Origin of the sequence: Bacillus sp. FSL K6-3154 (assembly GCF_040869395.1) — a bacterium.
GTDB classification, from domain to species: Bacteria; Bacillota; Bacilli; order Bacillales; family Bacillaceae; genus Bacillus; species Bacillus safensis.
In genome coordinates, this window is record NZ_CP152033.1 from 64,252 (window position 1) to 87,848 (window position 23,597).

Consider the following 23,597-nt stretch of genomic DNA (forward strand, 5'->3'; position numbering starts at 1 on the left):
CCAAATTATTTTAGTTTATTGAGTTTATCGCCGATCAGGTCACCAAGCTGGAAGCCGCTTGTGTTTTCTTCTTTCGCCTGATATTGACGATAATCCTCTTCGATTTGTTTTTCAGGATTTTCTTCTAAATCACGGATGCTTAGTGAAATGCGCTCTTCGTCTTCATTCACATCAAGCACTTTCACTTTCACAGTCTGCCCTTCTTCAAGGACTTCTTGCGGCGTGCCGATATGTTTATGAGAGATTTGGGAAATATGCACAAGCCCTTCTACACCTGGCAGAATTTCAACAAATGCACCAAAGCTCACAAGACGTTGAACGGTTCCTTCAAGCACATCACCTTGTTTTACCTTTTCACCAATTTGGCTCCAAGGTCCTGGTAATGTTTCTTTAATAGATAGTGAGATACGTTCGTTATCACGATCAACAGCAAGTACTTTGACCTTGACTTCCTGTCCTTCTTCTACTACGTCAGATGGCTTTTCAACATGCGCATGGGATAGTTGAGAAATGTGAACTAACCCATCAATGCCGCCAATGTCAACAAATGCACCAAAATCAGTAAGCCTCTGCACTTTACCATCAATCACACTGCCTACTTCAAGCTTTTGCAGGAAGTCTTGCTTTTTGTCTAATTGCTCTTGCTCAACGACTGCACGGTGCGAGAGAATCACGCGATTTTTTTCGCGGTCAAGTTCTACCACGACAAGTGAGAGTGTTTTCCCTTTGTAATCTGTGAAGTCTTCTACATAGTGTGCTTCTACAAGAGATGCAGGAATAAATCCGCGCACACCAATGTCAACGACAAGACCACCTTTTACAACGTCTTTTACTTCAGCTTCAAATACCTCTTTTGTGTCAAACTTTTTCTCTAGGTCTTCCCAAGCGCGGTCTGCATCAACAGCACGTTTAGATAAAATCAAAGCATCGTCTTCGACCTTTGTTACTTTAAGCTCTAACTCGTCGCCATCTTTCACGACATCTGATGCTTTTTCAACGTGAAGACTTGATAATTCACTGATTGGGATGATACCAGGTTGTTTCACATTGACGATATCTACATTGACATGCTTGTCCTCAACTTTAGAAACAATCCCTTTCACTACATCTCCAACCTCTGGTACCTGAACATCGATTTGATTCATTTCCTCTGTCATTTCGATAACCTCCTTGGTCCAAACCTACACAGCTTAGTTAAAACGACTGGGCGAATATGTGTCTTAAGCATGATGATTGCCAGCCGAATATGTATTATAGAAACATTCAAATCAATATAATTGCTTGAATGATCAATAAAAATAGTATTAGTATAAACTTCTAATAAAAGACCTTGTTTGTCAAGAGATAAACCTCTAACTTATAAAAGTTTTCTAAAATTTCTTACTGTTTCTCCACGCGGTCTGCTGCATCTAAAATTTTCCCTGCCACCTCTTGAATAGAAAGGGAAGTGGTGTCAATTTCAATGGCGTCATCTGCTTTCTTCAAAGGTGAAACTTCTCGCTCAGAATCAAGCTTATCGCGTCTTGCAATCTCTTCAATCAGCTGATCGTAATTGACATCGTAGCCTTTTTTCTGATTCTCTTCAAAGCGGCGTTTTGCTCTTTCTTCTACTGATGCAAGCAAGAAAATTTTCACTTCAGCATCTGGAAGTACGTGAGTGCCTATGTCTCTTCCGTCCATAACGACGCCGCCTCGTTTGCCAAGCTCTTGCTGCCTGCGGACCATTTCTTCCCGAACAGCTCTGTGCTTTGCAACAACCGATACTTGGTTGCTTACGCGGTCTGTGCGAATATCCTCTGTGACATCCGTATTGTTTAGATGGACTTTTTGACCCTCGTCTGTTGTGACTAGTTCAATGACCGTTTTTTTCAGTAATGAATCAAGTGCCTGTTCGTCTTCAAGGTCTACACCTTGATTGAGTGCCGCAAGTGTAATCGCGCGGTACATAGCACCTGTATCAATATAAATATATGATTTTTTGGCTGCGACAATTTTTGCCACAGTGCTTTTGCCTGCTGCTGCAGGACCGTCAATTGCAATAGATAATTTCTTTTTCATAATACCTCTCCTTGATTGAATCTCCCTTATGAATTGTAACACGATCACCGCTCAAACGGGGGAATTTTCTATCAATCCTTCTGCTTAAACGTTTCAATCCATTCTTCAATGCTCATGTTGTTCACACCCTCATACTGCACGACTTTTGACAAAAAAAGTTCTCCTTTCGTCAAATGAAGTGTGATCTGAACGGTGAGCAATAAAACAAGCTGAATGAGCACCACTTTCAATAACCATCTTTCCATTGTCTTCATACAAAAAGCCTCCACGCTAGATTCTTTCCTCTCTAGTATGGAAGCTTTTTACACCCTTTATTCTTATGCTTTTTTCACACGTGTTAAAAGCTGCTGCTGGAAGCAGTATTTCATGATGTGCTGCTGGTGCTCATTTGTGATCTCTGAAAACTCCATGATCGCTCTTTTTTTGCCAGACTGTTCATCTTCATATACTCGATTCATCTCTGCAACCGCTTTTATTTTCACGGGCTCTTTTAGGGGAAGTTCAAACTCTGTGACCACTTCTCCATATTCTTTCAATGACACGCCCTCAGGAACAGAGATTGCTACGCCGCCAGCACTCATATTTACAATAAACGTCTCAAAGGCCTCTTCGTCCGTTTGCATGATAGTAGCTTTGACCATCGTATCCACTCTCAGATATTCTCTACGCTGAAGGCGAATCATTTCTTCTTTTGGCGGAATGGAAATGACAATCATCGGAATATCTTCTTTTCTTTTTCCGATGACTTCGCTTGTACATTTGTATGGAATTTGGTTTTCGTCAAAAAAGAAGACGGTGATTTCTGTTTGCTGGTTTAAGTAGATGGTGCGTCCCGTTTCTTTATCAGCTGGATAATTAATGCAAATATCATCGTTATTATTTTCCAAAACCTTCGATTTTGCTGTTTTCACTTCTTTGTTCTCATTGACATATTCGATTGTGATTGCATCCCCTATTTGTAACATTCCTCATCACTCTTTTCATCTGTGAAATCGTATCCTCTCCTATATTAAACCATGTCTAAAACAAAAGGAAAAGACTTATTAGCCTTTTCCTTGTTTCCTTTTCTATAGGTCTTTATATATAGGTTCTGCGTTTTTTAGTTTATCTACTCGTTCTTCTTTTCCAGTATCTGCATTAATGAACATGCGATACGTATCGTTTTTTATCGTTCCGAGGAACTCATAGCACAGAACTTCCTCTGACATATCATTTTGCACAATCGCTAAATGAGTATCTTCGATCTTTACATGCTGATTTAATGTTTTCTTCGCTTCTTTTTGCGAGATTTTAGGTGCTTTAATGTCGCGTGTTTTATGATTCGTTAAGTAATCCTTCGCTGAAAACCCAACAACCTCACCATCGTCCAATGCGACTTTCATGCGTATACTATCTGGATAAAGCAGAACATTTTTCTGAAGAGGAACATAGGTAAATACACCGATATTATCAAATTGTGCACTTTCATCTAAATGGAACGATTCTGTGTCAAACCCTTGCTTCTTTAGGAAGCTGAGTGCTTTTTCTGATGCCTCATTCAAACTGATTTTCTGTTTTTTCACATCACGATTCTGAAGTAGGTAGACTGGGTGTCCTCCTTTTTCAGTTAAGTCTAGATAAAAGTTTGCATGGCTGTCTGGATCAGACATCGATAAGCTGTACACGTCGCGCTTGGTTTTGCTGCCGCTTTTTCTCACTTTAAAATGTTGATTATGGTCTGGTGTGAATTGCTGTGCAATGCGGATCGCTTCTTTTTTTGAAATCTTATCGCCTTTTAAATGATTGTAGCCTTGTGTTTCTTTTTCTGTGGACACATTTGTAGGCCCAAGATCGACATCCGCAAATGCATCTGCATTTCTCTCGACTGTTTTCAGCCCGTCAATGATGGTGTTGTCGTTCTTTCGATCGCCGTCAGCGAGCGCCATTTCAACATCCATCCATTTTAAGTTTTTATTAAGGACGAGATGCTGCACTTGTCTAAGTTCGTTTTGGATATCTGATGCTTGATTATAAAGGGCTGAAATGGCTTTGTGTGTATCTTTATTTAATGGTTCGTCTGATAAAGTTTTGACTGATGATTTATAGCTAAAGTCTCCGACATTCGCCAGGAATTCTTCCGTTTTATTAAAAGGCATCAATGTAAGCGGGAGCTGGCTGACATTGTTATGCGCTTCTGATGACATTCTCCATACATCAGCAAGTGCTGGTGAGATGGATGTTTGGCTGTTCATCGCAAGTGTTGCGCCCAGTTTGTCATGCAGCTGATCCACCTGATACGTTAAATCATGGAATGCTCTTTGGTAGTTGTTCTCAGCATGAAGCAGTACGGCGTCTTTTTCTTGATGTTCTTTATAGCCCCAGTAACCTGTTGAGATGACAGCAATTCCTAAAATAGCAATCAATATTCCTCTGATCATTTATTTACACCTCTTTTTATTCGCAGAATATATGTTTCCCGATTCGTTTAATTTGTGGTCTTCCCCAAATCCATGGACTTGTTGCTGTATCAGGATTAAAGTAATAGATGGCGCTCTCAGATGGATCCCAGCCATTGATTGCATCAAATACAGCTTTTTTTGCCGTTTCATCTGGCGTCATATAAAATTGCCCATCTGCTACAGCAGTAAACGCAAGCGGTTCAAAAATGACTCCTGCGATCGTATTTGGAAAGGTCGGATTGTTCAAACGGTTTAAGATAACGGCCGCGATGGCCACCTGTCCTTCATACGGCTCACCTCTTGCTTCACTGTACACAGCTTGCGACAAGAGCTGAATGTCATTACTAGAAAAACCACCAGGCATGTTGGCTGCTGTTTGTTTTGGTGTTTGATTTCCCTGCTGGCTGCCTGACTGATTGCCAGACTTCCCAGATGATCCACTTTGACTTTTTTGATTTTCGTTTGTACCTTGGGCTGTCTTTTTTTGCGAACTTCTTTGCGCAGGAGCCTTTGTTTGCTGATCAAGAGGCTTCCCGCCATAATGGGTAAACTGGTTCCCTTCCTGCAGCTGCTTTTGAACAAACTCTTTGTAGTATTTCGTCTTTTGAACTAATAAGCTTTTTGTTTTCTCACCTACAAGTCCATCGACCTTCTTCATGCCAAATTGGCTTTGAAAGTTGCGAACGGCCCAGTACGTTCCCCAGCCATAGACGCCATCGATTTTGCCATTGTAAAAACCATTGTATTGGAGCCGCGCTTGCAGCTCGACTACATCTTCTCCTGTTGCCCCGCGCTGGATGACTTGGGCGGTGAAGGCTTCACTTTTACTGGCTGTCAAAAGTGAAGACGCAAGAAGAACGATTGAGAAGATAAGAACAATTTGTTTCATGAAACGAGCTTTATCCATATTTGATCCTCCTGTACTTTTGATGTTTGAATATATGTTTCTTCCGATCCCTATTTTTATACATTCAACACAGGAGAGAATTGGATGGAAAAGACAAAAAAACGCCCTATAAACAAATAGGACGTTTTCCAAAATTAAATTTACACCATTTTTACCGCACGGGCTTTTTTTGCTTTCCTTAAACCAAACCACCATAAAAAAATCATGAACGGCACCATGATATATCCCCAGTTTTTCATCCCTAATAGAATGAAATCATACAGGCCGTGAAACAGCACAGGGAGCGTTAAAGAAAGGATCAGCCATTTGCGCTGCTCTTTTTTATCAGAGAAGCGGGCTTTTCCGATATAAAAACCCATCACAACACCAAATAATGCGTGACTTGATACAGGTAATAAAGCACGGGTAAACGCATATTCGACCCCGTGACCGACTAAGTAAAGGATATTTTCAAGTGTTGCAAAACCAAGTGAGACACTCGTTCCATACACAATTCCGTCATAGTGTTCGTCAAACTGGGCATGTGCATAAACGCTGACCATTAAAATAAACCATTTTAATGATTCCTCTAAAAAACCCGACGTCACAAATGAAATCAAGATAGGGTTTGTTGCGATATTTTCCTCTTGAAGGACATATTGAATAAACATGGTTGGAAACACAAGTATGACACCTAGCATAAAAGATCTGATGACCATGTGAACCGGCTCATTGTCGTACTGATCTTTCAAATAAAAATAACTTAAAAGTGCGATGCCGGGAGCTAAACCTGCTGAGATGATTGCGATCATAACCAGACCTCTTTCCCTACATTATCCTTCATTATCGTACCATGATTTACCCTTTTTTTATATGACTCGGGCCCATTTTTCTAAAAATATCTTTCTATATAATCCCAATTTATAAAAAAAAGAACCGAACCCCTTTGAAGGATTCAGTTCATTTTTTATCCGTTGATTCTTTTATTGATTTCTTCTGCAATGAGTCCGCCATGAAATCTACCATTTTCAATGAAAATTTCATTGGCATTATTTCCAGCAGCAATGACTCCCGCAATGAAAATACCTTCAACATTCGTTTCCATCGTCTGTTCATCAAATGCTGGACGGCCTGATTCTGGATCAATCGTGACACCCATTTTTTCTAAGAAAGAATGATCTGGGTGATAGCCAGTCATAGCAAATACATAGTCACTTTTCACTCGATCCGTTTGATTTTGCTGGTTTGTAAAGATCACATCTTCTTCTGTGATTTCTTTCACCTGCGCACCAAACTCCATTCGAATTGTTCCATTACGGACAAGCGCTTCAAACTCTGGTAGTATCCAAGGCTTGATGCTGGATGAATATTCAGTTCCTCTATACAGCACAGTGACTCTGCTTCCGCATTTCACAAGTTCTAGCGCAGCATCCACACTGGAGTTCTTTCCGCCGATCACCGTCACATCTTTATCAAAATATGGATGTCCTTCTTTAAAATAGTGATATACGTGAGGAAGGTCTTCTCCTTTGACGTTCATATAGTTTGGATGATCATAGTAGCCAGTCGCAATGACGACGTAATCACATGAATAGTTGTCTTTTGATGTATTCACCGTAAAACGGCCATCTTGTTTCGTCACGGCGTTTACTTTTTCAAAAGCATGTACACGCAGTTTTTTTCGTCTGACGACCTCTCGGTAATAAGAAAGTGCCTGAATACGAACGGGCTTACGGTTCTCAGTAATAAAAGCGACATCACCGATTTCAAGCTTTTCACTTGTACTAAAAAAGGTTTGATGTGTTGGGTAATGATAAATACTGTTCACGACATTCCCCTTTTCAATCACAAGTGCATCAATCCCAATTTGCTTGAATGCGATAGCAGCTGATAACCCGCATGGGCCGCCTCCTATTATGATCGCTTTTTCTTGTTTCATTTGTTCCACTCCTGTCATTTCACTGCAATAACAATTGCTGGGCTGTTTGATTCTTTGTTCCATTCCATAAAAAAATCTCCTATTTAAGGATAGGAGATTTTAAGGCGCGATGCAAATCAGCCGCTTAAATCCAGCCTCTGAATCGAGAAGCTTCAGCCATTTTACGTACACCGACCATATATGCAGCAAGACGCATATCAATTCGGCGGTTTTGCGCCATTTCATAAATATTATTAAATGATTTCACCATCATATCTTCTAAACGAGTTTCAACTTCTTCTTCAGTCCAGTAGAACCCTTGGTTATTCTGAACCCATTCAAAGTAAGAAACAGTTACACCACCCGCACTCGCAAGCACGTCTGGAACAAGCAGTACACCACGATCTGAAAGAATTTTGGTTCCTTCCAGTGTCGTTGGACCGTTTGCTGCTTCTACGACAATTTTGGCTTTAATGTTTGCCGCATTATCTTCTGTGATTTGGTTTTCAATGGCTGCAGGTACTAAGATATCACAATCCAGCTCAAGCAGCTCTTGGTTTGTAATTGTATCGTTAAATAGTTTAGTGACGGTTCCAAAGCTGTCACGTCGGTCAAGCAAGTAGTCAATGTCTAGACCATCTTCATCGTATAATCCGCCGTATGCATCTGAAATCCCTACGATTTTTGCTCCAGCATCATACATGAATTTAGCTAAGTAGCTTCCTGCATTTCCGAATCCCTGTACGACAACACGAGCTCCGTTAATGTCAATTCCTTTTTTCTTCGCCGCTTCTTTGATGCAGATCGTCACACCTTTTGCTGTTGCAGTATCACGTCCGTGTGATCCTCCAAGAACAATTGGTTTTCCTGTAATAAATCCTGGCGAGTTAAATTCATCAATTCTAGAATATTCATCCATCATCCATGCCATAATTTGAGAGTTCGTAAACACGTCTGGTGCTGGAACATCTTTTGTTGGTCCAACAATTTGACTGATGGCGCGAACATAGCCGCGGCTTAGTTTTTCAAGCTCTCTGAATGACATTTCTCTTGGATCACAGATAATACCGCCTTTTCCTCCGCCATAAGGAAGATCCACAATTCCACATTTTAAACTCATCCAAATTGAAAGCGCTTTTACTTCTTTTTCCGTAACGTTCGGGTGGAAGCGGATTCCGCCTTTTGTTGGACCGACAGCATCATTGTGCTGTGCACGGTAACCAGTGAAAATTTTCACCGATCCATCGTCCATACGTACTGGAATTTTGACCGTTAATAGACGAATTGGCTCCTTCAGCAATTCATACACTTCCTGCGGATACCCTAATTTGTCAAGCGCTTTATGTATGACGGTTTGAGTTGACTTTAAAACATCTAGCTTATCTTCTGCGTTATGAGCGGCGTTTTGATCGGCTGCCATTAAAATAAACCCCCTAGAAATCTTTCATGATCTACTGCTCCCTTTCAAGCAATAGTATACACCTTCGTACTGGTAAAGCAAAGGTAAAAAGCGTTTTTTATCAAAATAAAATATCAGCGTTTATAAATATAAAAAAGGATATAAAAAAATACTGTTGTTTCATCACAACAGTATTAAATATAATAGAAAAAAGTGATTAAAAATACATTTGAATCGTTTTCACAGCATCTTCTTGCATGATCACTTTTCCATATTCTTTTAGCCGGTGAATGGTGAGTGTCGTAGGTGAACCAAACTCTGCTAAAATCGAAATGACTGTATCAGCAGATAATTCTCCAACATCATCCAGGCTGAGATAATATTGACCTTCATAATGGTAAACTGTACCCCCTAAAAGTCCAATACGACTTAAACTATGGGACAGTTGAATCACATCTTCAAACGAGGCAAATTGATAGAGCACATGCTTACTCTCGTCGAGCTTGACTTGCATCTCAATGTAATCTTCATCAAACTCATCATCAGCATCTTCCTGCTGACTCTTTGTGACAATGACGACCATCCCCTGCGCCTGAAGAGAAAATACTTCAACAGCAATCGGTCCATTCGCTTCAAAACCGAGCTCCTGATTCGCTTCGTTCATCATGTCTTTAAACAGCTGATGGACTTTGAACGAATCTTTCCAAAGGTCTTCTTTCGTAAGACCACGGTCTGTCAGGTCATCTAGTGTGAGAAAAATTTTGATTTTATTATAATTCAGACGCTCCAGTCGCATAACGTTCCCTCCTGCCTCTTCTAAACACACATCATACTGTAGTATATGAGATGATGAGTCATAGGTTCTTAATTTTGTATTCAGTTTACACTGTGTCAAGACGGAAGACAAGCATGAAGCTATGCTTACGGTGACTTTTATGGAAAATATTGAGGGTGTCGCAAGTTAACGCGTTTTTAGAGGCATTAAATAGATCAGATGGGTTTCTGGTTCTGCTCCGAGACGCATGGGAATTTTTGTGGTCCCGTAGCCATTACTAATGAGAAAGAACGCACCTTTGACCTGGCCTGTTCTTCCTTTTTCATATGGACCAAATTTCCCAATTCGGATCTGTCCCCCATGCGTATGACCGCTCAGGACAAGGTCGATTCCCTCTTCTTCACTCATCAAATGATGCACATCTGGATTGTGTGATAAGAGAATATTGACATCATCTTTTACAAACTCAGGCCGTATGGCTTCATAATCTGCTTTTTCAAGCCGAATATCATCAATTCCTCCGATTTTGATTCGCTGGCCTTCGAAATTCCATACAGCCGTTTCATTTTGCAAAGTCGTGACATCGTATGCATGAAGAATTTCTTTAAACCTTTGCTGGTGCAGCTCATGATCATTATTTCCCCAAACAAAATAAACCGGCGCAATTCTTGATAAACGTTTCACATTTTCTTCAATCCTTGCGTAGGGCACACCTTTTTCTGCTAAATCTCCGCCAATCATAATCACATCTGGCTCTTCCTGTCTGATTTCTGCTAATAAAGTGTCACTGATGAGACGTCTGTGTGTATCAGAAATAAAGAAAATGACAGCAGGCCGGTCTGATTGAAGTGTTTCTATTGTAAAATAATGCTTTTTGATGTTGTTTTGTTTTGCCGTTTTCACCATTTTTGCCGTTACACACACACCTGTTGTAACAGCCGCAATGGCGGCAGTAAATCCGATGGCATATTTCATCACAAATGGCTCCCTTACGTATCTTTCTTTCATAAGACGCTTGAAAGAAAAAAGACGTTTCAACTGTTAAACGTCTTTTTTCTCATTTATTTACTTTCATAATAGAGATTAATGTCATACTGTTTCTGCATATAGTGAAAAACCGTCTCGCGCTCTTTCCACTGATTTGACTGCGGCCATAAATCTGTGCTTTTTTGTATAATTTCACATCTAAGCCGATGATATTCATCCTCAGCCTTTTCTTCTTTTTTCTTATAGTAATAAGATGCGTAAAAAGCAAAGACCTCGGCCATGATCCAAAACAGAAATACTTCATGACCAAGCAGTGTGGCAATCATGGCTTCCGGCTGAAGCGAGCCGCCTCCCGCATTTGCCGTAATCACAAAATAAAACAAAAGAATGGCCAGCGATAGAAGGGCTGTCCATTGCCATCTTTTGCACTGCTTGGCAAAACCCTCATATTTATGCTTTCTTTTGATCAATGTTTCCATCATTTTCTGTGTCGGCTGATCCATATATCGGCTGATTGTGTGCAATGTCATCACATACACCCTGTCCCTTTTTTCTACATATGTATGTGCGAGCTTCTCCATTCATGTCAGGTGATTAGTTTTCTAGTGGAATATTCAGCACTTGACCACTGTATACGCTGTTACCTTTTAAGTGATTATAGGCTCTAATTTTCTCTTCACCCGAACGGTTTTTGTAATACTTCATTGAAATTCGATACAGGTTTTCCTCTGGACCAACAGTGTGCTGCACGACACGGACTGGCTTTTCTTCCTGCTTCTTTTTCTCTTCGGCTTCTTTTCTTTTTTTCTCTTCCTGCTGCTTTTGCAAGGCTAGCTGCTGCTGTTCACGCTTTTTGGCAGCTTCAGCTCTCTCGCGTTCTTTTTCTTTCGCTGCTTGTTCACGCTCTTCTTTTTCTTTAGCAGCTTTTTCTTTTTTCTTCTGTTCAGCTTTTTCTTTCGATCGCTGTTTTTCTTCCTCTTTCTTTTGCTTCTCATCATCAGATGCATCTGCTTTATCAGCGCTTGAGTCATTTTTTGTTTCGGCAAGTGCTGACGGGACTGGGTCTGTGTCAGCACTTGATGTAGAATCAATATTATATACATCTTGATTATTATTATGGTTGATTTCCTTTGATGTGTAGTAAATCAAAAGGAAGAACACCGTGACGACAATAATAGGAAAGATAATAGCCAGTGTTGTAAACAATGGATTGCGCACCTTTTTCGTGCGCTGCTTTTTATATTCATGGAAATCTTCTCGTGTAGGAAAGTGAGAGTCATCTGAAGGCTCAACTTCTTCTTCAAAAATCTTCTCAACATCATCGTCATGGATGTTTGTCAGCTGCTCCTTCTTTCTCTTCATTCTCGACATTTCTTCCATGTTCATCCCTCCCCCTATATTTCAAACGAATTTGACAAGCAAAGACTAAGTCAATGACAAAATGGGTCATGACAGGAACAAATAAATTCCCCGTCCACTCGTATAAAAGTCCTAAAAAAATACTAATAGAAACCACAAGGATAAACAAGAGTATTTTTGATAAGTAGCGAAAGTGAAGGAGCGCAAACACAATACTGGCAATTTCCAGTCCAAATTGCTGCTGGACGATCCCTCTGAATAGAATTTCCTCTGAAAAGGCGATGAGCAGTGTTAACCAAACAATATGCGGGATGCTGCGGTTTTTGAACATTTTTTCATTTAATCCGCCATCATCATACATATGAGCAGGAAACACCTTCATGACAATCGCATCCACAATGATCACAACCGCAGCGCCGCCAATTCCATAAGACAGTATCCGCGCATCTTGGATCTCCCAAAGAGATGTGAAATCTGTCCAATGATCGAACATAAATATACCTAGTAAAAAGGAAATGACCAGCATCAGCAGCTGCGTGAAATACAGCTGTTCTACCACTTGTCGATCGGTTAATTTTTCGATGATCCGGCGATGTTGTTCAATCAATGCTGCGCCTCTTTTGTCAGATGAAACATACGATCCAGCACGGTCTTCCAGTGTTTCATTTCATTCAGCTCCAATGGTTGATCTTTTTTTTCATAATCAGACAGGTCAAGTCCGCAAGAAGAGCAGCAGCTGCCAGAGAATGCGCTCTCTGGTTGATCAAGCTGTTCGTAAAAGTATGATAACAGAGATTGTCTAAAGCAGCCATGATCTGTGATCCGCTCCTTAAATTGCCACACTTTTCTCAGTTTTTCTGTTTGTCTGTCCTGCAATTTCTCTTTCAGTTTCATCAGCAGCACACGCGGCTCGTCAGACTGATACATCCTGTAATAATGGATCAGCATTCTTGCACGTGTCTCCTGAAGCCCTGATTCCATCAATTGTTCACGTAATTTCTTTTCATCATTTGTCTGCATTTGTGTCAGCCTGGCTAAGAAGAAATCAATTTCTGGCTCATCAAAGCCCTCTGCTTGTATTAAATGCTGTTGAATATCCGCATCCTCTTCTGTATATAAAAGAATGCTGACACTCTTTTTCCCGTCCCGTCCTGCTCTTCCAATTTCCTGCATAAATGCTTCAATTGACTGCGGCGGGCTCATATGAATAACAAATCGTATATCTGCTTTATCAATTCCCATTCCAAAAGCACTTGTACAACAAATAAGATCAAGCTGTCCGCTGATAAATTGCTGCTGAATAAGCATACGGTCTCCTGCATCCATCCCGCCATGGTAATACTCTACACGCTGATGGGTTTTTTGTTTCATAATGAGCGCCATATCTTCTGTCATTTGCCGGGTTGGACAATAAATCAGACCGGGGCCTTGCAGATATTCAACAAGCTCAATAGCCCGTTTTTCTTTTGCTTCTTTCGTTTCGTGCGCTTCTTTGACTAAAGCGATGTTTGGCCGGTTGACAGAATGGATATGAAAGTCTGGATGCTGCAATCTTAACGTTTGTACGGTATCTTTTAGCGTTTGTTTTGTTGCAGTTGCCGTCAGTGCTAAGGCGACAGGATGACCTAACGCTTCTCTCCATTCTCCCAGCTTGGAATATTCCGGACGGAAATCATGCCCCCATTCGGATATACAATGGGCTTCATCGACAACGAACAGACCAATATGCATCGATTTGAGCTGTTCTAGCAGCACCTCTGACATTAATGCCTCAGGGGCGACGAATAAAAATTTATATGATGGCAAATGCCGAATAATATGTCGTCTCTCCTGAAAAGACAATGTGCTGTTCAGTGCCGCCACTCGTTTTTCTCCGCGCATTTTCATTCGTTCGACTTGATCCTCCATAAGCGATAACAGCGGCGAAATAATGAGAACTAATCCATCTGTCATATAGCCGGGAATTTGATAGCAGATGGATTTCCCGCCGCCAGTAGGCAGCATGGCCACCGTATCCTTTTGATTCAGTACACTTTGAATAATGTCCTCTTGACCCGTTTTAAATGAGTCGTAACCAAAATATCGCATGAGCGTCTGATGAAGCTTATCCATTTGCTTTCACCATCCTTGTCAGAGCCAATCGTATTTGAAAATAAGTAAATGGATGTTCGAGTTTTTCTTTAATCAGCTTCATCTTATTTGTTTGAAGCTCTCTGGCTACTGCATGAATGGCCTGCTGCTGTTCTTCGCTCACATACGGCTCTATTGAGAAGCTCGGTTCATGTATGGAAAGCTCGACAATATGGTCTTCGATCGTTGCCTTTTTTAAAGAGCGAATGTGAGCAATTTGATCAATATCAAAGCCTTTTTGCACAAGCTCGAGCGTTTTGTGCGTAGAGGTTGTCAGCACGCGTTTGAATTCAAGGTCACCTACGAGCTTTTGCATGAGCTGCGCCTCACCTTTTTGGGCAGCATGAATAAAATAATGGAGGACATTCCAAAAAAGCAGGTACACATACCACACATCTTCTTTTAGCCACTCTGCCATTTGCTGATACGTACGCCCAATTCTTTCATTTGAGGTCAATGAATAAACAAATATCAGCGCCTCTTGATCACTTATACGGCTAAGGAGCTTTTCGAGTTCATGATGCAGCTCTTCCGATAGCTTATTCTTCTCGTGATGCTGTTTTAAGAAGGATTTCGTCCAGCTCTGTACAGATACATCTCTTTGTATTGGGACATATTGATGCGATCCAGCCAGATGGTGAGACAGCACTTGTACAAGTAACGAGAGCCTCATCCATAACACCTTTGCTTTATCATGATATTTGGCACCATGAAAATAAGCGGGCATCGGTTTTTCTGAGAAATACTGGTTTAGCATTTGCTGTCCTGCATCTGTAACAATGAATGTCTCCCCTGTTTTTTTGATGTAGTGCTTTTCGTCAAGCTTTATAGTAGAGCGATTCAGCTGATCCCTCGTAAACCCCGGGTAACAGCCGAAATACTTTGAAAGCTGAAACAAACTGGCATCCTGTATGGTTTGTGATGATTTTTTTCCTTTAAAAAGATGGTAGACAGCACTTATGGAGCGTTCGCCGTTCAATTTATATACGCTGTCCATTAACATGACATCCAAGTAATGAAGAGTCATTCGCCAAAGCACCTGTCTTCCTGACAAAATTCGAATATTTTCTCCCTTTATTTTAACAGATTTCATAGAAGAAGAAATGTTTAAACTCAATTTGTGGGGGAAAGTTATGAACAAACCCTTATGTGATAAGCATTCTCAATCACTTTACAGTTGAAATGTGAAATTAAAATCATTACAATAAGGTTTGAGGAAATTGTTTTTTATCGGTGAAACTAAAAAGGTTAGACCATTTGTTCCATCGAACAATCTGGGAGGTATTTTTTTAACATGGCAAAATATACAATTGTAGACAAAGACACATGTATTGCTTGCGGCGCATGCGGTGCAGCTGCTCCAGACATTTATGATTATGATGATGAAGGCATTGCATTTGTTACGCTTGATGACAACCAAGGGACTGTAGAAGTTCCAGAGGTACTTGAAGAAGATATGCTTGATGCATTTGAAGGATGTCCAACAGATTCAATCAAAGTTGCGGACGAATCTTTCGATGGTGACCCGCTTAAGCATGAATAGTATAAAAGCCCCTTATGCAGGGGCTTTCAGCATGTAAACAAACCCTCGCATTCGGTGTCAGGTCTGCGCTCCAGTGCTCACGAATATTCAATTCGCTCCGCTCCGGTACTCGTCCTTCCTAGACTGCAAAGGTTTTCTATCACGCTGAAAAGAAGACAAAGAGCTAAAATAAAGATCATTTTAGCTCTTTGTCAACAATCTAAAAGCCCCTTATACAGGGGCTTTTTTTATATTAACTATTTTGAAGTCGGCGTTTATTTTCAAACCATGGACGCATTTTCACAAAAATGAGGCTAAACACGATGGTAATGATGATGCCTTTAATAAGATTAAAAGGCAATATCCCTGCTGTTATCGTCGCCTTGAGCATATTATCCGAAAGTTGAGGTGCATTTAAAAACCATGTGTAAGCCGGCAGAAACAGGAAGTAATTTAAAATACTCATCATCACAGTCATAAGCACTGTACCCAAGAACATAGACCATACAATTCCCTTTGCCGATTTGATTTTTTTGAAAATGAAGGCCACTGGTAAAATGAACAATACGCCTGCTGTAAAGTTCGCTACTTGATCAACAGGTACACCAGACATACTGCCATGAATGAGATAATGCAGTACATTTTTTAACGCCTCAACAGCAATACCTGCACCCGGCCCATAAATTAAAATCGCAATAATCGCTGGAATATCGCTGAAATCAATTTTCAAATATCCTGGAAGCCCAGGGAACGGGAAGTTTAATAACATTAAAACAAATGAAATACTGCTAAGCATACTGATTACGACTAAACGCTTTACTTTACTTTGATTCAATATTCTCTCTCCTTTTCGATCAAATCTTTCGAAAAGAGGATTGTTCCATTTTAGCCACAAAAAAACCGCCCTTGAAAACAGGAGCGGGGAAATTGGGCTAGACAAATAAACGTGTGAACATCAATGTTTTCAACGTTTATGAACCTCCATCTTCTCCCATCCAGACTATACTGTCGGCTTCGGAATCACACCGAATCCTGCCAAAAAGGCTCGCGGGCTTAGAGACTATGCTCATCACCGCCGGTAGGGAATTGCACCCTGCCCCGAAGATTGATCATTATTCAATTCGACATCATTATATATGATATATGAGCATTTGTACAGATAAAAATCCTGAGCAAATTCATCAGTTTTAAGAAATCGTAAAAAACACAAAAATTCTAATGACAAATGCGCAAAAATTGGTTATCTTTTGTTTAAAGGTGTTCATTCTTTATAAAGACACAAAGAAATGTTCGTGTTTTCTTTTTCACTTTACTGCTTTAATTTGATTGACACAGTGAAAAGGAATATGGTAAATTATCAGATATTTATGACGTTTATTTTAGGAGGAAATCTTACGATGTTTCGAGTATTAGTCTCAGATAAGATGAGCAATGATGGTCTTCTACCACTTTTAGAATCAGATTTTGTTGAAATTGTCCAAAAAAATGTAGCAGAAGCAGAAGATGAATTACACACGTTTGATGCCTTACTTGTCAGAAGTGCCACAAAAGTAACGAAAGAGCTTTATGAAAAAATGACTTCATTAAAAATTGTCGGCCGTGCCGGTGTCGGAGTAGACAATATTGACATTGATGAAGCGACCAAGCATGGCGTCATTGTAATCAATGCACCAAACGGTAATACAATCTCGACAGCTGAGCATACGTTCGCTATGATTTCATCACTTATGCGTCATATTCCGCAGGCCAATATTTCTGTCAAATCAAAAGAATGGAACAGAGGTGCATATGTTGGTGCTGAGCTTTACGGAAAATCTCTTGGGATTGTCGGCTTAGGCAGAATCGGAAGTGAAATCGCCCAGCGTGCAAGAGCATTTGGCATGACAGTCAACGTGTTTGACCCATTTCTCACAAAAGAACGTGCAGAAAAAATTGGCGTCAATGCGAAATCACTTGATGAAGTACTCGAAGTATCAGATATCATTACTGTACATACGCCATTAACAAAAGAAACAAGAGGACTTCTCAATAAAGAAACGATTGCAAAAACGAAAAAAGGTGTTCGCCTTGTAAACTGTGCGCGCGGCGGCATTATTGACGAAGCTGACCTTCTTGAGGCACTTGAAAGCGGCCATGTCGCAGGAGCTGCACTCGATGTATTCGAGGTAGAACCTCCAACTGATAATCCGCTTGTGGATCATCCACACGTCATTGCAACTCCGCATCTTGGTGCCTCTACAAAAGAAGCACAATTAAATGTAGCGGCGCAAGTATCTGAAGAAGTCCTTCAATTTGCAAAAGGCCTTCCTGTCATGTCATCTATTAATCTACCAGCGATGACAAAAGACGAGTTCAAAAAGATTCAGCCTTATCATCAATTTGCAGGGAAACTTGGACGTCTTGTCTCTCAATCCATGAGAGAACCTGTAAAAGAGGTAGGCATTTCTTATGAAGGCTCTATTTCAAAACTCGAAACATCCTTTATCACAAAGAGTCTCCTGTCAGGCTTTTTAAAAGAGCGTGTTGATTCGACTGTGAATGAAGTAAATGCTGGAATGGTCGCAAAAGAACGAGGCATTAGCTTTAGTGAAAAAATTTCTTCCAGCGAATCTGGTTACGAAAACAGTATTTCTATTGAAGTCAAAGGTGATCTTTCAACCTTTACTCTTAAAGCGACTTACATTCCACATTTAGGGGAACGCGTCGTTTCTATTAATGGCTTTAATATTGATTTTTACCCAGATGGACACCTTGTCTACATCCAGCATACAGATGCACCTGGTGTGATTGGAAAGGTTGGACAGATTTTAGGCGACCATGATGTCAACATCGCAACAATGCAGGTAGGACGTAAAGAAAAAGGCGGCGAAGCCATTATGATGCTTTCTTTCGACAAGCATCTAGAGGACGAAATTGTCAAAAAATTAACTGAAGTGCAGGATATTCTTTCTGTCCGCCTGATTGACCTATAAAAAACAGTGATAAACCTCATGCTTTGCATGAGGTTTATTTAGTTGAAACCATTAAACGGTCTCCTGTTCGAATGAGGTGAGTGGTCAGCTCATTGATCTTTTTCAATTGTTCCACAGTCATTTCATGCGCCTTTGCTATCGACCAAAGGGTATCCCCTTGTTTAATGACATATGTATTTTTTTCATGTCCATTTACATGAAGAGCCGGCTCTCGGAAGCGTTCCACAGCAATCATTTTGAGCGGATCTATTGCATCCTCTTTGCTCACTGACCAATTGCCACGATGTACTTCAAAATGCAAATGTGTGCCTCTGGAGGCCCCTGTGTTGCCAATTATACCAATTGGCTGTCCCGCTTGTACATGGTCACCCTTTTTCACAAAACGCTCGTGTAAATGAGCATAGACAGTTTCGTATCCGTTTGGATGCTGAATAAATACAACTTCTCCATATGTAGCCGATACATACGAACGCGTGACCACACCTTCACTTGCAGCAAAAATGGATTCTCCTTCTGGCGCAGCTATATCTAATCCCTTATGCGAGCCGCCCCTTGTCCCAAACAAGTCAGTGACTTCTCCTTTCACTGGTTCCACCCATTCGGTTGTCTTCTGTGCATGGGCAAATGGCGCTAAGATCAAGAGCAAAAAACAGCTGGCACCTATGAAGCAATACCTTTTCATCAGTGACTCCCCTTCTTTGAGGTTCTTTTCATGACAGCTTAGTATACAGCAAGAAGACCATTTTCTATACATCAAAAAAGAACGCAATGAAATGCTTGCGTCCTTTAACGTTCTTTGATGACAACTGGATTCGGCAGAGCCGGCACCTCTATTGGTTCATTTAATTCATATGGTCCTACTTGATCTGTTCCTGCATATTGAATGGTGACATCTGTAAAACCAAAATCTTTCGCTGTGAGCAGCAGACCTTCAATGAGTAGAGTATGATCAATTGAGTCCGATAATTGCGCTGATGCTCCAAACGTGATGGTTACATGCTTACCTTTTGATGTCACTTCTTTAATGGGTTCTTCTTTAATTAATGGTTTAAGTCCAGAATCACTCGTGCGTTTCATGGCCTCTACCGCATCTTCATAAGTAGAATAATGTGTTTTTGAGGGCACCAAAAAAGTCCCGCTCTTATTTTCTAACACGTAATAAGCTTTCTTCGTTTGTTTATCAATTGATATCGTGCCAAAGCTGCTAGTCCCTAATTGAAGATGAGAACCTTTAACTGACCTGACCTCCACTTGTTTATACCTGCTCCATTTGAGCGTTTCTTTTACCATATCTTTAAATCGATTGGCTTCCTTTATCGTATCAAGGGACAAATCATTTTTTAACTGAAAAACAAGTGTATTCCCATTTTCACGAAGGTCCACCATCTCAAGATAAGATTGAAGAGGCTTTGTCATTTCAGGCAGCTGCACCTGTTCATATGTGTTCATCATTTCCTGCAAATGGCCATGTTCATTCTCTTTTTCAATACTTATGGGAACCACTTGAGATGTCGATTCATCTATGTATGCAACCGTCATATACTTTTGCTTGTCTTCATGAGAAACAACGTGTGTGGTACCATTTGCCTGTTTGACCGGCTCTAATGTGGCATTTGCCTGTCCTTTGTCAGCACTTGATTCCATTTTCATCTGTTGATGCTGTTCTTGAGCAGCCGGCTGAAATAAATGAGGAGAAATTAAAAACGCCATAAATAAAACCACAACGGTTGCCACCGCTGGACCGATCCATTTGACACTTTTCTTTTTCTTCCCGCTTGCCATCAGCACCTGCTGGTATATCTGCTTAGATGAACGGTTGTCCTCCACCTTTGGAAGCTGACTTAGTAACACTTTGATTCGTTCTTCGCTCCAATCGGACCTGTTCGTTTTCATTCACTAGCTCCTCCTTCAAAAGCTCCATATGTTTTCGGAGCACTTTCAGGCCTCGGTGCTGCGTTGTTTTGACTTTGCTTTCCGAGAACTTTAGCGCCTTTGCCGTCTCCATGATTGAGTAGCCCTGGATAAACCTTAAAATGATGACAGCTCTTTGATCAATCGTGCAGTGATCAAGCGCGGCATAAATTTCTTTAGTATTTTCATCCTGTACAGCCAGTTCGTCTGGGAGCAAGTCTGGGTCTTTTACATCCTGCTTATCCCAATCAAACGTGCCGAGTACCCGTTGTCTAATGGTTTGCTGCTTGCGAAACCAGTCAATCGCCACATGCCTTGCAATTGAAAACAGCCATGTTTTCTCGCTGCTTCTTCCTTCAAAAGTTTTATATGAGTGAAGTACCCGAATGTAAACCTCCTGTACGAGATCCTCTGCCTGATTTTTATCTTTAACCATGTAAAATAAAAACTGGTACAAATCTTGATGGTACGAATCATATATTTTTTGAAAGGTTTCATGCATAGGAAACCCCTCCGTTCACTTATTTTTGTCGAGTGACTCTTATAAAACGTTACATTACAACTTTATGACAAATATATTACAAGTTCGACAGTTTGGAAAGGGCTTTTTGTTTAACTTCTCCTTAAAAATTTGAAAATAGAAAAAACACTTCATTTTCTTTACGAAAAGAAGTGTTTCTCATGTAACAAGATTCTTCGTCAAGATTAGACGAGTTCCTGCTTTTTTCTCGGAATATAGAATGTGAAGTGTGTACCTGCACCCGCTTTGCTATGAGCATGTATAGAGCCTTGATGTGCCTCGACGATGTTCTTCACAATCGCAAGGCCAAGTCCAGTACCAGAACGTCCTCTTGTCCTTGCTTTATCGGCTTTATAGAAGCGTTCGAAAATAAAGGGCAGATCCTCTTCGGGAATTCCGCTCCCCGAATCTTTTACATCCATTTTCAGTCCGTTCTCCACCGATTGAACCGAGAAGTGAACCTCGCCGCCCTCTGGTGTATGACGAATGGCATTATCAATGAGATTCGTAAACACTTGCTCAATCTTATCTGGATCGAATACAAAGTACGGTTCAGCCACTTGAATATCATACGTAAGGTCGATTTGTTTTTCTTTCGCAATCCCGAGAAACTTACGGTAAATCTTCTCTGTCAGCTCTTCCGTATCTGTTGATTCAAGATTCAGTGTAATATGACCTGCTTCCATTCTCGCTAGATCTAGAAGATCATTCACAAGACGTCCCATTCGAAGTGATTCATCATAGATAATTTGCGCAATCTCTTTCTTTTCCTCTTCTGATCCTGCAATATCATCTACAATTGCCTCACTGTACCCTTGCAGCATGGCAATTGGTGTACGAAGTTCATGACTGACATTGGCAATGAAATCTTTTCTCAGCTTATCAAGTCTTCGTTCCTCCGTCATATCACGAAGGACTGCAACTGCTCCCCTGACATCCTGCTGATTATACAGCGGAGACATAAGAAGAACCCAGGTACGCCCTTGCAGCGTAACTTCGATCATTTGCTCTTTTTCTGTACTGACAGCTGTATGAAATAGCTCGCGCGCTTCTGGCGGCAGTTCATCTCCATCTTTGATCTTCATATTTTGCTCGTAATACCATGCCTGTAAAAATCGTTCTGCTGGAGGATTTGTCATCAAGATCGTTCCATCAATATTGATGGTGATGACGCCATCAGCCATACTGCTTAAAATATTAGATAAATGTTCTTTTTCTTGATTTAAGGCTGTGATATGGAATTTAAGCTGCTTCCCCATTTGATTAAAGGCGATCGCCAGTTCTCCAATTTCATCTTGCGTTAAAATAGGAATCTTTGTATCAAATTTCCCTTTCGCCAAATCTTGTGCACCCTCTCTCATCTTTCTGAGAGGATAGGTGACACGTGTTGACAAGAAGAAAGCGAATATAGTGGTCAGTACAATCGCAATTCCGGCGGCTAAAAAGATGTAGCGTGTCGTATGTTTCGTTGTTTGTTCTACAGCGAGGAGTGACTGAGAAAGAAAGACCATGCCTTTTTTTCCGTTCGCCTCATATGGAACACCGACTACAATCCGTTCATCTTTTTGATTGCCTGCATCAGGTTCTGCACGTTTACTGATTTTTTTACGATCTTTCAGTGCTTGATTTAAATCGCTGTCTGCTTCAATTTGTTTCTTTGTAATCGCAGGAAGCTTCCCGTCTTTTTCAGACGAATACCACTCTAGCCCGTCCTCTTGGATGATCGCAATACTTGTCAATTTGTCAGCGAGCTCTGATGTAATCGATCTTGCAAGCGATTGATCCTCATGGCTTTCTAAAATGACAGCTACTTTGTTTGCCATTTGTGTTAAATCAGATTTTGCTTCTTCTACATGATAATTCTCAATGAACTCTAAAAGAAGCACAGTTAAAATAGATAAAACGATCAGGACGAGGAAAAGAATGGTTAACCATAGCTTTCCTACAACACTTTTCCACAGTTTCATTCAGCGCCGACCTCAAATTTGTACCCGACACCCCATACAGTTACGATTTTTTTCGCTGCTTCTGGTGACACTTTATTCAGTTTTTCACGAAGTCGTTTGACATGAGTATCAACTGTTCGTAAGTCTCCAAAGAATTCATATTGCCATACTTCTTTTAGCAGCTTTTCTCTGTCATAGACCTTATCTGGTGTTTTTGCAAGGAAATATAAAAGCTCATATTCCTTCGGCGTGAGGCTGACTTCTTTGCCATCAGCCGTCACTCTATGTGCATCATGGTCAATAGAAAGATGAGAAAACACAAGAACATCCTTTGTTGTTGTCCCAGTATTCAAATAAGACGTTTGAGACGATCTTCTGAGCAATGCCTTTACACGTAAAACCACTTCACGCGGGCTGAAAGGTTTGACAATGTAGTCATCCGTTCCTGCCTCAAATCCTTGAACGCGGTTGGCTTCTTCTCCTTTTGCCGTCAGCATAATGATTGGAGTCGCTTTTTTGTCTCGAATTTGATTACACACTTCGATTCCATCTGTACCAGGCATCATTAAATCGAGCAAAATGAGGTCGTAATCGGTTTGAAGCCCTTTTTGAATCGCCTCATCTCCATTTTCCGCTTCATCGATTTCATAATTTTCACGTTCTAAATACATTTTTAAAAGGCGGCGAATTCTTGCCTCATCATCTACGACTAATATTTTCGTTTGAGTTGTGTGTTCCATTAGACAGTCCTCCTGCTTTCTCCGTTGTTACATTCA

At 40.7% G+C, this 23,597-nt stretch carries 24 protein-coding genes and 1 riboswitch; of the genes, 2 read left to right on the forward strand and 22 right to left on the reverse strand.

The window, feature by feature from the left end:
• Positions 1 to 5: 5 nt before the first annotated feature.
• The 16 genes from rpsA to MHH61_RS00450 form a co-directional block, all read right to left on the reverse strand.
• Entirely contained in the window at positions 6 to 1,157 is a 1,152-nt protein-coding gene (gene rpsA / locus MHH61_RS00375) for a 30S ribosomal protein S1 (protein WP_056767151.1), read from the reverse strand.
• Positions 1,158 to 1,380: 223 nt separating this feature from the next.
• The gene (gene cmk / locus MHH61_RS00380) at positions 1,381 to 2,058 is read right to left on the reverse strand and encodes a (d)CMP kinase (protein ID WP_024428083.1); all 678 of its coding nucleotides are present in this window, start codon (positions 2,056 to 2,058) and stop codon (positions 1,381 to 1,383) included.
• Positions 2,059 to 2,129: 71 nt separating this feature from the next.
• Complete coding sequence (locus MHH61_RS00385; protein ID WP_024422820.1) at positions 2,130 to 2,312, reverse strand: DUF5359 family protein; 183 nt, start codon at positions 2,310 to 2,312, stop codon at positions 2,130 to 2,132.
• Between the two features lie 63 nt (positions 2,313 to 2,375).
• A complete protein-coding gene (locus tag MHH61_RS00390) occupies positions 2,376 to 3,023 on the reverse strand; it encodes a flagellar brake protein (protein WP_025093051.1) in 648 nt (215 codons plus the stop codon).
• Positions 3,024 to 3,125: 102 nt separating this feature from the next.
• Positions 3,126 to 4,475, reverse strand: a complete 1,350-nt coding sequence (gene ypeB / locus MHH61_RS00395) for a germination protein YpeB (protein WP_125587284.1) — start codon at positions 4,473 to 4,475, stop codon at positions 3,126 to 3,128.
• Positions 4,476 to 4,491: 16 nt separating this feature from the next.
• Positions 4,492 to 5,403: a spore cortex-lytic enzyme gene (gene sleB / locus MHH61_RS00400; RefSeq protein WP_024422823.1), complete on the reverse strand. Its 912-nt coding sequence runs from the start codon at positions 5,401 to 5,403 to the stop codon at positions 4,492 to 4,494.
• A 140-nt stretch (positions 5,404 to 5,543) separates the two neighbouring features.
• Positions 5,544 to 6,194 carry a glutamic-type intramembrane protease PrsW gene (prsW, locus tag MHH61_RS00405; RefSeq protein WP_125587283.1) on the reverse strand — a complete coding sequence of 217 codons (651 nt, stop codon included), beginning with the start codon at positions 6,192 to 6,194 and terminating at the stop codon, positions 5,544 to 5,546.
• Positions 6,195 to 6,349: 155 nt separating this feature from the next.
• Positions 6,350 to 7,321, reverse strand: coding sequence for a YpdA family putative bacillithiol disulfide reductase (locus MHH61_RS00410; protein ID WP_024422825.1), 972 nt, complete (start codon positions 7,319 to 7,321; stop codon positions 6,350 to 6,352).
• A gap of 124 nt (positions 7,322 to 7,445) precedes the next feature.
• Positions 7,446 to 8,720, reverse strand: a complete 1,275-nt coding sequence (locus MHH61_RS00415; RefSeq protein ID WP_007500982.1) for a Glu/Leu/Phe/Val dehydrogenase — start codon at positions 8,718 to 8,720, stop codon at positions 7,446 to 7,448.
• Positions 8,721 to 8,916: 196 nt separating this feature from the next.
• On the reverse strand, positions 8,917 to 9,495 hold the full coding sequence (locus MHH61_RS00420) for a genetic competence negative regulator (RefSeq protein WP_024428080.1): 579 nt from the start codon (positions 9,493 to 9,495) through the stop codon (positions 8,917 to 8,919).
• Positions 9,496 to 9,660: 165 nt separating this feature from the next.
• The gene (locus MHH61_RS00425) at positions 9,661 to 10,449 is read right to left on the reverse strand and encodes a metallophosphoesterase (RefSeq protein WP_024428079.1); all 789 of its coding nucleotides are present in this window, start codon (positions 10,447 to 10,449) and stop codon (positions 9,661 to 9,663) included.
• An 86-nt stretch (positions 10,450 to 10,535) separates the two neighbouring features.
• A complete protein-coding gene (locus tag MHH61_RS00430) occupies positions 10,536 to 10,991 on the reverse strand; it encodes a DUF2663 family protein (RefSeq protein WP_087975853.1) in 456 nt (151 codons plus the stop codon).
• A gap of 64 nt (positions 10,992 to 11,055) precedes the next feature.
• Positions 11,056 to 11,841, reverse strand: coding sequence for a LysM peptidoglycan-binding domain-containing protein (locus tag MHH61_RS00435; protein WP_122631051.1), 786 nt, complete (start codon positions 11,839 to 11,841; stop codon positions 11,056 to 11,058).
• Entirely contained in the window at positions 11,786 to 12,427 is a 642-nt protein-coding gene (locus tag MHH61_RS00440; RefSeq protein ID WP_125587282.1) for a CPBP family intramembrane glutamic endopeptidase, read from the reverse strand. Before MHH61_RS00440 ends, MHH61_RS00435 begins: the two co-directional genes overlap by 56 nt.
• Positions 12,424 to 13,932, reverse strand: a complete 1,509-nt coding sequence (locus MHH61_RS00445) for an ATP-dependent DNA helicase RecQ (protein ID WP_125587281.1) — start codon at positions 13,930 to 13,932, stop codon at positions 12,424 to 12,426. The genes MHH61_RS00440 and MHH61_RS00445 overlap by 4 nt, the downstream gene beginning before the upstream one ends.
• Positions 13,925 to 14,977 carry a helix-turn-helix domain-containing protein gene (locus MHH61_RS00450; protein ID WP_024422832.1) on the reverse strand — a complete coding sequence of 351 codons (1,053 nt, stop codon included), beginning with the start codon at positions 14,975 to 14,977 and terminating at the stop codon, positions 13,925 to 13,927. Before MHH61_RS00450 ends, MHH61_RS00445 begins: the two co-directional genes overlap by 8 nt.
• A gap of 267 nt (positions 14,978 to 15,244) precedes the next feature.
• Between MHH61_RS00450 and MHH61_RS00455 the strand changes: the two genes are divergently transcribed.
• Complete coding sequence (locus MHH61_RS00455; RefSeq protein ID WP_008361239.1) at positions 15,245 to 15,493, forward strand: ferredoxin; 249 nt, start codon at positions 15,245 to 15,247, stop codon at positions 15,491 to 15,493.
• A gap of 232 nt (positions 15,494 to 15,725) precedes the next feature.
• Here MHH61_RS00455 and MHH61_RS00460 read toward each other — a convergent pair whose 3' ends face one another.
• Positions 15,726 to 16,268, reverse strand: a complete 543-nt coding sequence (locus MHH61_RS00460) for an ECF transporter S component (RefSeq protein ID WP_029708052.1) — start codon at positions 16,266 to 16,268, stop codon at positions 15,726 to 15,728.
• Between the two features lie 183 nt (positions 16,269 to 16,451).
• Positions 16,452 to 16,582, reverse strand: a riboswitch (FMN riboswitch).
• 287 nt (positions 16,583 to 16,869) lie between these two features.
• On the opposite strand from MHH61_RS00460, the gene serA reads away from it, so the two are divergent.
• The gene (gene serA, locus MHH61_RS00465) at positions 16,870 to 18,444 is read left to right on the forward strand and encodes a phosphoglycerate dehydrogenase (RefSeq protein WP_024422834.1); all 1,575 of its coding nucleotides are present in this window, start codon (positions 16,870 to 16,872) and stop codon (positions 18,442 to 18,444) included.
• Between the two features lie 34 nt (positions 18,445 to 18,478).
• Here the strand turns inward: serA and MHH61_RS00470 are convergent, their stop codons facing one another.
• From MHH61_RS00470 to MHH61_RS00490, 5 genes are all read right to left on the reverse strand, one after another.
• Positions 18,479 to 19,126 (reverse strand): M23 family metallopeptidase, encoded by a 648-nt coding sequence (locus MHH61_RS00470; RefSeq protein ID WP_073206143.1) that lies wholly within the window; start codon positions 19,124 to 19,126, stop codon positions 18,479 to 18,481.
• Between the two features lie 104 nt (positions 19,127 to 19,230).
• Positions 19,231 to 20,337, reverse strand: a complete 1,107-nt coding sequence (locus MHH61_RS00475; RefSeq protein WP_125587280.1) for a sigma X negative regulator — start codon at positions 20,335 to 20,337, stop codon at positions 19,231 to 19,233.
• Positions 20,249 to 20,857, reverse strand: coding sequence for an RNA polymerase sigma factor SigX (gene sigX, locus MHH61_RS00480; RefSeq protein WP_125587279.1), 609 nt, complete (start codon positions 20,855 to 20,857; stop codon positions 20,249 to 20,251). The genes MHH61_RS00475 and sigX overlap by 89 nt, the downstream gene beginning before the upstream one ends.
• 203 nt (positions 20,858 to 21,060) lie before the next feature.
• Positions 21,061 to 22,842 carry an ATP-binding protein gene (locus tag MHH61_RS00485; RefSeq protein WP_024422838.1) on the reverse strand — a complete coding sequence of 594 codons (1,782 nt, stop codon included), beginning with the start codon at positions 22,840 to 22,842 and terminating at the stop codon, positions 21,061 to 21,063.
• The gene (locus tag MHH61_RS00490) at positions 22,839 to 23,561 is read right to left on the reverse strand and encodes a response regulator transcription factor (protein ID WP_003215596.1); all 723 of its coding nucleotides are present in this window, start codon (positions 23,559 to 23,561) and stop codon (positions 22,839 to 22,841) included. The genes MHH61_RS00485 and MHH61_RS00490 overlap by 4 nt, the downstream gene beginning before the upstream one ends.
• Positions 23,562 to 23,597: the final 36 nt, after the last annotated feature.